This window comes from Enterococcus montenegrensis (assembly GCF_029983095.1).
Lineage (GTDB): Bacteria > Bacillota > Bacilli > Lactobacillales > Enterococcaceae > Enterococcus_C > Enterococcus_C montenegrensis.
The window spans coordinates 2,631,797-2,643,882 of the sequence record NZ_CP120467.1; the positions used below are offsets into that span (position 1 = coordinate 2,631,797).

The 12,086-nt window shown below is 37.0% G+C and carries 8 protein-coding genes; 1 reads left to right on the plus strand and 7 read right to left on the minus strand.

Features of this window, described 5'->3' with window-relative positions:
• Window positions 1–8: 8 nt before the first annotated feature.
• Window positions 9–428, minus strand: a complete 420-nt coding sequence (locus P3T75_RS12680) for a GNAT family N-acetyltransferase (protein WP_282461778.1) — start codon at window positions 426–428, stop codon at window positions 9–11.
• Between the two features lie 232 nt (window positions 429–660).
• A complete protein-coding gene (gene mprF / locus P3T75_RS12685) occupies window positions 661–3,231 on the minus strand; it encodes a bifunctional lysylphosphatidylglycerol flippase/synthetase MprF (protein ID WP_282461779.1) in 2,571 nt (856 codons plus the stop codon).
• A gap of 296 nt (window positions 3,232–3,527) precedes the next feature.
• On the opposite strand from mprF, the gene P3T75_RS12690 reads away from it, so the two are divergent.
• Window positions 3,528–4,817 (plus strand): CapA family protein, encoded by a 1,290-nt coding sequence (locus P3T75_RS12690; RefSeq protein WP_282461780.1) that lies wholly within the window; start codon window positions 3,528–3,530, stop codon window positions 4,815–4,817.
• 601 nt (window positions 4,818–5,418) lie between these two features.
• Here P3T75_RS12690 and P3T75_RS12695 read toward each other — a convergent pair.
• From P3T75_RS12695 to P3T75_RS12715, 5 genes are all read right to left on the minus strand, one after another.
• Window positions 5,419–7,680: an L-type lectin-domain containing protein gene (locus P3T75_RS12695; protein WP_282461781.1), complete on the minus strand. Its 2,262-nt coding sequence runs from the start codon at window positions 7,678–7,680 to the stop codon at window positions 5,419–5,421.
• A 96-nt stretch (window positions 7,681–7,776) separates the two neighbouring features.
• Window positions 7,777–9,783, minus strand: coding sequence for a collagen-binding domain-containing protein (locus P3T75_RS12700; RefSeq protein WP_282461782.1), 2,007 nt, complete (start codon window positions 9,781–9,783; stop codon window positions 7,777–7,779).
• Window positions 9,784–9,800: 17 nt separating this feature from the next.
• Window positions 9,801–10,100 (minus strand): hypothetical protein, encoded by a 300-nt coding sequence (locus P3T75_RS12705; protein WP_282461783.1) that lies wholly within the window; start codon window positions 10,098–10,100, stop codon window positions 9,801–9,803.
• Between the two features lie 46 nt (window positions 10,101–10,146).
• The gene (locus P3T75_RS12710; RefSeq protein WP_282461784.1) at window positions 10,147–11,181 is read right to left on the minus strand and encodes a DUF916 and DUF3324 domain-containing protein; all 1,035 of its coding nucleotides are present in this window, start codon (window positions 11,179–11,181) and stop codon (window positions 10,147–10,149) included.
• A 132-nt stretch (window positions 11,182–11,313) separates the two neighbouring features.
• A complete protein-coding gene (locus P3T75_RS12715; RefSeq protein ID WP_282461785.1) occupies window positions 11,314–12,075 on the minus strand; it encodes a WxL domain-containing protein in 762 nt (253 codons plus the stop codon).
• Between the last annotated feature and the right edge of the window lie 11 nt (window positions 12,076–12,086).

A 12,086-nucleotide genomic window follows, 5' to 3' on the forward strand; every position in this document is an offset into this window, starting at 1 on the left:
CCTCCCCATCACTGATATATTTCCATTAAAACATGCTCTTTTCCATAGTATTGCAATACATTTCCAATCTCTTGAAATCCTAGATTTTCATAAAAAATTTTTTTATCTAATTGACTGCACAAAATAACTTTGTTGATTCCCTTTAAATGAAAATACTTCATACTAAATTTTATTAGTTCTTTCCCAAATCCTTTTTTTCTAAAATTAGGTGAAATGCACACGCGCTCTATTTGCATCGTTTTAGAATTTATTTTCTTTCCACGACAGCATCCTATCAAAACATTCTCAAGCAATACTATAAAATGAATGGCGACAGAATCTTGTCGGTCACATACGTCAAAATCTTTTAGACCTTGTTCATTTAAGAATATCTGATTTCTTATTTTAACTATTTCATCCCAATATTCAGTAGTTTGGTCATATTTCAATACTAAATATTCTATTATTCTTCCTCCTTATCAATAGATAATTTAATACACTAAATTCTCAAGAATATTAAAGCGTTTTCACCGGTTGCTTTTATACTAGCTATATTTCGAATTAAAGTAAATATTACATTTATAGTATTCGAACCTATTTCTTTCCAATTTTAGAAGTCTTAAAAGCAAAATAATAAAAAAAAAACGCTAAATGTTGATTTATCAACATTTAGCGTTTTTCCTACTCTTCTAAAATTACTTCTTCTACCAGTGTTGACCCTTTGTTTTTGCCGCGACCAATTAGTCGCAGGAGTTGGGCTGAAGCCAAATAAAAACTGCTCCCTTTCAGATAAGCAAAATAACAGCCTTCCCAGCGGGTCACGTATTTTTGTTTGCCACTGAAATTATCTTGGAAGTTATAAATTGCATTGCCATAATTGTAAATGATGTTCATAATCCGTTCTTCAAAAAAAGCAAACGGACCTTCTCCCACCTTAGCCAGTGGCGCCATGCCCAAATCGACTTTTTTAAAGCCTGCTTTTTCCCAACTATCTAACATCCCTAAGACTAAAAAATTAGCTAATTCTTTGGGAGCATCTGATTTAATCCGTAATAAGTCATAAGAAACCCACTCAGTCGAAATAGCCTGCTCTGTGATAAAGCCCACCAGTTGATTTTCATTGTTGCGCACAACTGCAACGGGACTGTTTAGAATGTAGCTTTCATCAAAACGACCATTGCCAAAGTATTTTTCTCCTTTACCATCTAACCAGTCTTGCGAAACAGCAGCTAATTGTGATAAAATCTCAGCCGGCAGTGTTTCATATTTTTTAAACGTATAACCTTGCACACTTAATTTGCGATAAACTTCTTGTTGCAAATAATCTTCTTGGTGGTCTAGATAGACGGTACCGGTCTCACCAATTTTGGCAAATTGAAAACCCAGATCGTGTAACTGGACGACATATTTTTCACTGATTTTGTAAAACGCCAGTTGATAGCCCAGTTTATCGGCTGCTTTCATAAAAGAAAGCGTTGCTGTCTGCCAGAGTGTTTCATCTCCTATTGGATTTCCTAAAACAAAACAGCGATTGCTTTTTATCTGATAGCCAAAAACAACACGATCTTGACCGTTGACTTGATAGTAATAATAACGATAACCTGCTAATTCTAGGCGGTGACTAGATTTGGTCCCACCGTAGCGGGTCAGTAGTTTTTCAAAACGACTCCGGTCAAAATTCTCACCCAAATGCGCAGGACCACGACTTAAATACTGTTGCAAAGACAACAACGTCAAAGCGCCAACCGCTAAGCCGACCATGCCAGAGATCCATACATCATCAGAAGGAAATAAAACAAACTGTCCACCCATTAAGTTGGTATTCCACCACTGGCCGCTGTGGAACCCGGCAATTGCGTAAGCAATTAATAACGTTCCAAATAAAGCGACATCAAAAATAATCGCACCCCAAGAATAGACAAATTTTTCCCGGTAAAATTCTTTACGAGATAACCATACTGCCAGTAAAATCAAACAATAAACAATGATTAGGCGTAGTGACTGGGTCCGAGATATCGTATTTACAATCCCAAAAACTAAGACAAATAAAGTTGGAACATAGGCTTTTTTCACTTTGCCATATAGACCACGAGCGAGCCCTAATAAAACAAAACCAATTAGTAAATTCAAGGTTTGGTCTAAAAAGTTAAATGAAAATGGCAATAAAAACTCAAAAATTTGGCTAAGATTTGATAAATTGGTCACCGTCGAAAGCAGTACCATCATAATACCGGCAAAATATACTGCCACTACGACAATTAAATGAGCAATTCGCTGTAAAATAAGGCGTGGTAAGTTATCAAAAAAGCGATTGAATTTCACCCCTGTTTGGGAAATAAATAAAATCAGACCACTTAAAAAGGGAATCAAATAATAAAAAAGACGGTAATACAATAACCAGACTACCGTTTGATTTTGAGATAAGCCCACTTGCCCCATTCCTAGAATCATCAAGACATCAAAGGTTCCCATGCCTCCTGGAACCATCGTCAGCATCCCGATTAATGTAGCAATTAAAAACATCGGATAAACTTGTTCAAAGGAAACCTGCAACTGCATAAGATAACCTATTCCTAAAAAGACCGCCAAAGCTCCTCCCCACTGACAAAAAGAAGTGATTGCCAGTTGAATCACCCGATTAGGAAAAAGATCTGCAAACAGTTTTTTACGTCGCAAATACGTTAATGTGAATAGTGCCGGTGCATATAAACTGCCGCCTACCAGCCAAATCCAATAATGACGGAAGTGACTAGCATTGTGGAGGAGGAAAATGTCGATTAATAACCATAACGCCCAAAGGGATAAACCGCTAAACATAAAGAAGGCGACTTTTGAAACAGTTGCTAAAACTTTTTTACGATCAAAACCTTTCCCGTAAAAATTACTCCGCAGACTGGCCCCTACAATCCCCCCAAAACCTGCTAAATTATTGATAGTATTGGTGGTCCACGCTGCAATAAACCAACTGCCGCGAGGCATCTTGGCTCTGCCTGATTTTTCTAATACAGAAATTGTTACCCAGTCATAACCAAGCATCGGCAAAACGCCGATAAATCCCATCAATGCCATTAAAATCAGTGTACTAGTATCTTGCTTGCCCATTGTTTGGGCCACTTGTGCCCAACTCATGCCGTGGGCAATATTGGCCACTTGATTGGCAACGAAAATTAAAATCGAGCCAAAGAAAATCAGGCGCAACAAGAGACTGTGGTTTTTTATTACACCCACGAATCCCTTTAGTTTCTCTTTCATGAAGTTTTCTCCTATCTCAAGTGCTAAACACACTTTTATTGCTATCATTTGCTTGTTGTCACTAAAATGAACGCTGTTTTATTCCCAATGTTTTCAACTTCTGATTTTAACTTATGTAGTTAGTTTTATGGTAGCCTAAATGGCGTTTTTTTACCAACTATGTTACTACATTTAGAAAATAAGAATACTTGCGGCAAAAAAGGCGCGAATTCCCGCGAAATCGACTATCTTTTCTTTTCGTAAGCAAGTAAACTATTAGAGAAACGTCATACAAATTTTATTTTCAGGAGGGCATTATGACCAAGTCTCGCTTAGAAAAAATGAAAGAAAAACAAGCCGCACAAAAACGTCACCTTATCTTAGTGATGAGTCTGCTTTTTCTCGCACTTGTTGGCTGCATCTTTTTAAAAGCGTTTACAGGAAAATCCGCAGCCAAAAATAGCCAGGAAACAGCACAAGTAAAACAAGCTGTACATAGTAAACAAAAGACTCCAAAGCAAAACACAACAAAACCTGATACTACAATCAAAAAAGCTGTGATTACAGCCAGTGGTGATATGTTATACCATGATATCTTGTACCGCAGTGCTTATGATGGCAATAAGTATGATCTGGCTAATGATTACGCGCAAATTTCACCATTACTGAAAAAAGCAGATCTTTCTTTGGGAGATTTCGAAGGGACAATCAATCCAAAGCGCGAACTAACTGGCTATCCCATTTTCAATGCACCACAAGCAGTAGCCGACAGCATAAAAAAAGCGGGCTTTGATGTTGTCGACTTGGCCCACAATCATATCTTAGACACTGGCTTAGAAGGCTTACATTCAACTGTTGCTGCCTTTCAAAAAAATGGGATGGAAACAATCGGAGTAAAAACCAAGACAACCAAAGATATTCTAGTCAAAGAAATAAACGGCATTAAAATTGCTTTATTGGCTTATGCCTATGGCTTTAATGGCATCGAAGCCAGTTTAACCAAAGAAGAATATGACAGTCATTTAAAAGATTTAAATATGGAGAAAGTCGCGGCTGATTTGAAAAAAGCAGAAAAAATTGCCGATATTACGATCGTCATGCCCCAAGACGGCGTGGAATACGCTTTAGAACCAAATGAAGAACAACGAACAAAATACCGCCAAATGGTCGATTTAGGGGCAGATATTATCTTTGGCGGGCATCCCCACGTTGCAGAACCGACAGAGACAATAAAAAAAGATGGCGATAAAAAGTTCATTATTTATTCCATGGGTAACTTGATTTCAGACCAACGCTACGAATCCTTACAAAATTACTGGACCGAACGAGGCGTAGTCATGGAAGTCGCTATCAAAAAAGAAAAAGATAAAACTGTCATTGAAAAAGTCACAGCTCACCCAACTTGGGTAGACAAAGAACCCATTGCCGGCCGTACCTATCAGCATCCCGAGTACGGTACCGTCCAATCCCAAGACTACCAAGTCTTTTTAGCCGAAAATTATCTGCCCGGAGGCAAATACGCCCATACCGTCTCCCAAACAAAACGCCAACGAATCGAAACCGCCTACCACGAAATGAATGAACTATTAAAAATCAACTGGGAATAATAAAAGCTAGACAAACTTGGGGAGCTTTTGAGTAATAAGACGGGATCTTGATAAATTGCTCCTCAAATTTCTCAAGATTTTGCCTTATTACCATAAAGCTAGTTTGAATAGCTAGACAACTATAAAAGCTAGACAAACTTGGGTAGCCGGCAAAAAATAAGAGCAGGATTTTTGAAAATTGTTCCTCAAATTTTTGAAAATTTTGCCTTATTTCTTAGAAGGCTAGTTTGAATAGCTGGACAATAATAAAAGCTAGACAAATTTGGGCAGCTTTTGAGTAATAAGACGGGATCTTGATAAATTGCTCTTCAAATTTCTCAAGATTTTGCCTTATTGCCGATAAAGCTAGTTTGGGTAGCTAGACAACTATAAAAGCTAGACAAACTTGGGCAGCCGGCAAAAAATAAGAGCAGGATTTTTGAAAATTGTTCCTCAAATTTTTGAAAATTTTGCCTTATTTCTTAGCAGGCTAGTTTGAGTAGCTAGACAAAAAAGGTAAAGAAGATTCTATCGCTAAAAAAACATCTTCTCTAATCAATAGCACTTGTTTATCTCAAAGGTATCTGAGATAAACAAAATGATTAGTGAAGATGTTTTTTAATTATTGTGCAACATCAGAAAGAGTCCAAATTAGAGTGCCTTGATAAGTTCCCGCACGAATTAATTCTCCTTCTCCTAAATACAACGTCGTATCTGGAGAAACGGTGTATTCTATTTTTCCAGTTGCAGTTTGATCGCTTTCCGCAATTAGAATTGATTTTTCAGCATTGGCTAACTTTAACGCAGCTGGAGGTATATATACGTCCTTCATGTAACTTTGGTTTAATAGAAAACGTGCATCTTCTGTTGTATTCATTTTAATTTTTAAGACAATTGGAATATTTGTAGCTAATTGGTAAGATTCTAACGGTTTAACAGCATTACCATTACTATCTTTCACTAAATGAAAATTATCCATGGCTAATTTTAACTGCCAAGATCGCTTAGGATTTGTTCTCTCAATAGTAACCTTGGGCTGATTCGTCGTTAATGGTAATGGCAATAAATCATTTCCTTTTGCAATTTGTGCCACTGTTGCTTCCTTATTTGAAAAATTCAAATCTGGAACAGTAACTAAAGCCAATTTATCTTCCAAAATCGTAAAAGTCAGAACTACTTCATCGGCATAATTTTTCCCGTTCTTTGCTGTAAGAGTAATTGAATACGCTCCAGGAGAAAGTTTTTTTGTATCCTCTTTTGTCAATAACTCTTCAACTGGAATTCCTTTTCTTACATCAGATAAGTTATGAACCGAAGAATCATTAATATACTGCCCACTTTTCATCAACTCTTTCGCACTATTCTTTAACTCATAGTTTAAAGTAAGTGTCGTAGAATTATCATCTTGCAAAGTTGCTGGAAATTTTAACTCCTCGCCAGGAAAGATAGGTTTTAGGTCTTTTGAAGTAACACCAATGATAGGTTTGCTACTGTTTTTTATCGTATAAACGGGTTTATCATCTTCTACGATGGTCACGCCTTTAGCTGTATTCCCATCGACAGTCGAATTTTCTTGTACTGACACATCACTACTAACAACACCAACAGTAAGCGGTGTGATAACACGTATTTCATCAAATATTGGCGCGTTTTTTACTAGGTCGCCGCTATCTTTCAAGTTAAGTGAAAGTTGATTTCCTTTTGTGTCAATCGAAACTTTTTTGTCGTTTCCGACCTTAGTACCATTAAGATAGTATTGAACTGTTGCTTCTGAACCAGTTAAGTTTAAGTTAGAATTCTTTGTTTGTGTGAGTAGTAATTGACGCCAATCGAATTTACTATTTGCCCCATCATACTTGATACTCGTAGTATAGTTTACTTGATTACCAGAATATGTGACCCCTGATTTTGTGATATCTACACCTCTTGTAACATCCACAACGGACTCCGTTATATTGGCTGAAACTAGGCCAGGTATGTTCTCAAAAGTCATAACATTGCGGGCACTAGAACCTCCCGTAGAACCGGTAAAACCCCAATGAACCTTCGAGTTAGAACCAGTTAAGCCAAATCTTTTAACATAGTCATCTATAAAGATAGTTTTTTTCACAACGTCTGTAGTCATAGGTTGAACAGAATCACCAGCTGCGACACGATCATTGAATGTATATGTGAGGTTACCACTTTTACTACCATTACTTGGTTGCCAAGAAAGACTAAAATGGTGCCATTTTCCATCGGCTACATTTCCCATACTTAAACTCACCGCATCATTATGAACTAATGCTACTTTATTCTGAGGAAGTAAAATATATGAGGCTGGATTACTTGGATAATTCCACGCTACATGAGGAACTCCCGGGGTATTCTTATCAAGAGTATCTCCATTAGAATATGTATCCAACTCAATGGCAAGACTATTTGGAATGGCACCTTTAGCTGCATCTGCAGTTGAAGTAACATTCTGGTCAAATCCCCAAACACCTAATCGTGATCCCCCATAATTCTTTTGATCCATAAATGCACTACTCCCCGCAGAAGCATTGTGCATTACAAAAGCCATCCCATCAGCTGGATTTGTCTTTTTGGAAATATTAAGCCACATCGATGAGGTAAACGGTTTGCTTAAATCTAATCGGTATTCCGGATTAGACCAAATTGCTCCTTTTTGATTTCCTTTGTCTGCCGTTATCATAATTGCAGAATCCAATTGATCATTGGGTGAATACAATACTTGACTGTCTAAGCCACTTACCTTGGTAAACACACCTTCCATCGGCGTATAAAGATCAACTCCTCCGTTAGTAGGTAAGCTCAGCGTAGGATTTAATGTATTTACCGCAATCGAACCTGAACTAGCAGCTTCAACGTATCTATTACCCAATACCAAAGATGCACTAATTAAACTTAAAATCACTATCCGCCAATACTTTTTCATTGCTATTCACCTCACAGGTTACAAAAAACCACTAGCTACTAACTAATTAACGGTATCTGACAATTTCCAATTTAAAGTACCTTGATAAGTTCCAACTTTTGTCGGATTTGTATCTATTTCAAGAAATGATTTTTTACTATCAACATCAACATTATATGTCTTAGTGCCAGAGCCAGAAAGAGTTGAACTTGGTTCTGTTGAATTTGGGTCTGCTGTTCTTAACTTGCCTCCCTCTGACAAACTTAAATTAAGCCTTCCACCTATGCTATCGCTATTACTATTGCTTAACTTGAAATTATTATCTTCCAAACTTAAGGTCAAATTCCACTTACCATCAGCTCGCGTATCCGTAATTTGGATAATTCCTTCATTGGTACCATTTGACGCTGCTGGGCTGTCGGACACTTGGAATCCTTCTAAACCTAGTTGTATTGTGCCAGAGCCTAGTTTAATTGTCCCAAAGTTAAGATTTGGAATTTTTGAAAGAGTTAGAGCTCCCATTATTTGTTTTTGTATCACTAGTCTTGTCACAGCGGCAATTGCATTATTATTATCATAGGTGTAGCGAATATAGTACACTGCATCAGGCTCTTTTGTGTCAATTTCTGACTTCGTAATTGGAAGATTATCTTTATCAAAATAAGTTACTTGTATCTTACTTAATTCTTTAGAAAAAGAACTTTGTTCGTTCGGATTGTTCGTATCTCGTTGATAAGTTATACCATTATGCGTTGTAATAGCTTCTATAAATTGTTTTTCATTCGATAAAAATTTATTAATATCCGAATTCAAAGGGACATCAACACTACTTTGCGCTTTGATACGTGCTTTTTCGATGGAACTTGCATCACCAAAACCAAATTTCAAAAAAATTCCTCCATCTAAAGACTGGTTGGTGGTGATACTTGCTTTTGGGGCGATAATTTTTCCCTTAAAGGCCACATTATTAGTAATTGTTTCAGCAGTTGGAAAGTTCCAGATTACATTTGCCCCATTCAGGTTATAGCCACCTTGAATATCTACCGTACCGTTTGTATCATGTACATTCACAATAACTGTATCATCTGATGAAAAACCATTGAAATCTATGTTAGTAAGTTTGTTATTTGATACCTTCATATCATATACATAGGTTTTAGGTTGATCAGCTAGCTCATATTTTGAATTTTTTACAACCGTAGTTCCAGAATAGTCTTGCTGTATTCCCAATCCATCTAAATAAGTTGACTGATTTAATATTGCTTGTAAGAAGTCAGGTATAGTCAATTCTTTTTCTCGTAACTTATCGCTAAAGCTTTTCACTTTAGAATCTGTCTCTGAACCTAAACCCGTGATAGCACCTGTTCCTGTTGGACGCGGACGATCATACGTTACTTGGTTTTGCAATGAATAATCAGAGTACACACCTTTATCTTTACTAACACCATCAAAACTTAATGTATTATTTTCAACATATAATGGACCATTAATAATAGCACCATAATCAGATTTACTTGACTCTTTAATTGAAACGCCGGTGTTTTTTACGTTTAAACCTCCACTTATAATCGCAACGGAGCCAGTAAATGGATAATTGACAATTTGTGCCCCATCAAGTGAAAAAATATCATACGTATTTAGCCAATCTTGAATCTCAGCTACATTTTGGAATTGATTTTCACTAAATCGTTTTGTTCGATCGAGAAAGTCTGTACTTAAATCCTGTGTAGCTGCTTTTGTGAGTGCCTTTTTGACACTGGCTGTCTTTTTTTCTGTTTTAACAGAATTATCAGTTGAACTTGCTGAAGATTCTATTGAAGATGATTCTGTCTTTTCTTCTGTAGAGCTTACGGACTCACTTTGTTTGACGGCGTCTTTTATCGTGCTGTCTGTTGTTTTAGTCGTGTTTGCTTGTGGCGAAATTTCACTAACTGCTGTATTTGAAGTGGTCGTATCAGGTGCTGATTCCAACACACTACTATTGGTGGACTCGGTCACTTCAGCAAATACAGTTAGTGGACTACCGATTAATAAACTGGCAATTAGAATGCCAGAGACTATTTTTTTCAAAAGTATTCCCTCCAACTTTATGCGTACTCATCTGTCTGCTCTTTTTGGCGCTTTTTGAAAAGCAACAAGAGCAAGATGGTAAACACAACCACTTCAATTCCAATCACAATGAGAGAAAATAGCTCTTGTGATCCGAATTGTGGAATCAACCCTTGGCGGTCATGGGGGGCAATCCCAATTAAATAGTTCTCATGACCATCTGGGACTACAATCGGTGCTGTCGGCCGATAGCCATTATCGACAATCGTTACTTGCGCCGTACTTGTTTCACTGGCGACAACAGGAAAAGATAGTACCAGATTAAAGGTTACAATCAAAAGTGATGAAAAAAGCACGAGACCTATTTTTAAAATTGAAAATTTTCTATTCTGTTTTAGTATCATCCTCATCTTCTTTCCTTTTTTTCCGACCCAAAATAAAGGCCAAAATTACGAGTATTAGAAGTAAGAGTACCGCAATCAAAATATAGAGCCATAGATAGTTTTTCTCTGGTAGTCCGACAGCTTCTTCATTAATTTTTTGCAAGCCTTTATCAGCAATCGTAAAATCTTGTTCAAACTTCCATTCTTTCTTGCCAGAAGTTGCAACTAAACTTAAATGGTAATCGCCAGCTTCAATCGGTTGATTTTTCCAATCAATTGCAAAATCATAATTGGAATTTGGTGACATTTCTTGTTTATCCTTTTTCGTAGCTTTATAAACTTTGTCGCTACCTTTTTGATAAACCTTAGCATCAACGGTCATCTCGCCAAAAGCTTGGGGCTTAATATTTTGCAAATTAGCAAAGACAGCAGTTCTGCTATTATCCAATCCCGGCTTAATTGCATTTAATTTCAATTCAGGTTCAATTGTCTTTTTCAAATCTTCCCGCAACGCCACACCTAAAACCAAGGCATAACGATTATCAATTTGAATATTGCCACTGCTTTGTGTTTTATTCTCATCATCACGCAAAGCATAAAATCCACCCAATATCATGCCGTCAAAGGCTTGTTTAGGAGTAGTCATGGTAAAGGTCACATCTTTAACCTCTTTTGCTTTTAACGTGATATCTTGCGGTTTTGAAAAAAGCTCTGGAATTGTATATTTGGCACTATCGTCTTTAGGATACTTATATTGCGAGTATTCAATCACACCATTACGGTTCGTAAAAGCCGGATTAGGTGAGACATTCAACTTAATCGCCTTATCTTCTAAATTTGTAAATTTAATCGTTAAATTTTGTTTTGTATCAGGCTTCACATGAAGATCAAAATATGTGCTCGTTCCCACTTGATTATCAGGGATTGCAGCTTCCATCGTAAAACCCGCCCCACCTTCTGCATAAACTGAAGACGGTAGAATAGTTACTGCTAGTATTGCCAGCAGTCCTAACAGTAGAAATTTACTTTTTTTCATTGTCAACATCCTTTGTAATCTGTCAGGGACACCCTGCGTTTTCATTTTATGATAAAAGGTACATTTTTACAAAAACCCGAACGCCGAGACGTTCGGGTTTTTATATATTTTACTAAAATCTAAAATTTTAGATTATTCGTTACTATTAGCAGGAGCAGGAGCAATAGTATTTCCTAATGTCCATGTAATATCAGCTTGGTATGTGGCAGCTTTGATTTTTGGATCTTGAGGGATTGTTAGGGTAGAAGATGTATCAGCAATAAAGTTATTTTCGCCGCCACCTTCACTTTTATCTCCATTAGCTTTTAAAACACCATCAGCGGAACCTTGTTTCAAATCAACAACAGCTGGCGTAACAGAATTTGTCTTCGTAGCATCACTTGGACTTGACTTAACAACTAAGTGAAGAACAACACCATTTAGGCTGTCATTTAGTCTGCCTAAATTATCGCTAGTATCATCTGAATTACTACCTTTAATTTTTGCTTCAAAATTTCCCAATTTCGCAGTTAAATTCCATCCAGAATTAACGCCACGAAAATCAGATACTTTTAGTTTAAGATCTGAATTCCCATCGTTAGCAGTCACATCCTTGGAAGTAACGTTGTTGCCACCACTTGTTACTTCTCCGTTAACTAATGGTAATGTAACCCCTTCTGTAGCAATTTTTTTAACGTTTGTTGTCCCAAAATTCAAATCTGGAACTTCATCTAGCGTTAATTTACCAGTATCACCAGCTTCAACTTTAAACTCAGCTGTTGATTTACCACTTGCAGACCCATCAGTAGCGTCAGCTGGCAAAGTTGTTGCGTCAGCAAATACAACGCCACTACCACCAGCAAGAGCTAATAATGCCATACTTGATACAGTTAAACCTTTAAGAATATTTTTCAATTTTATTTCCC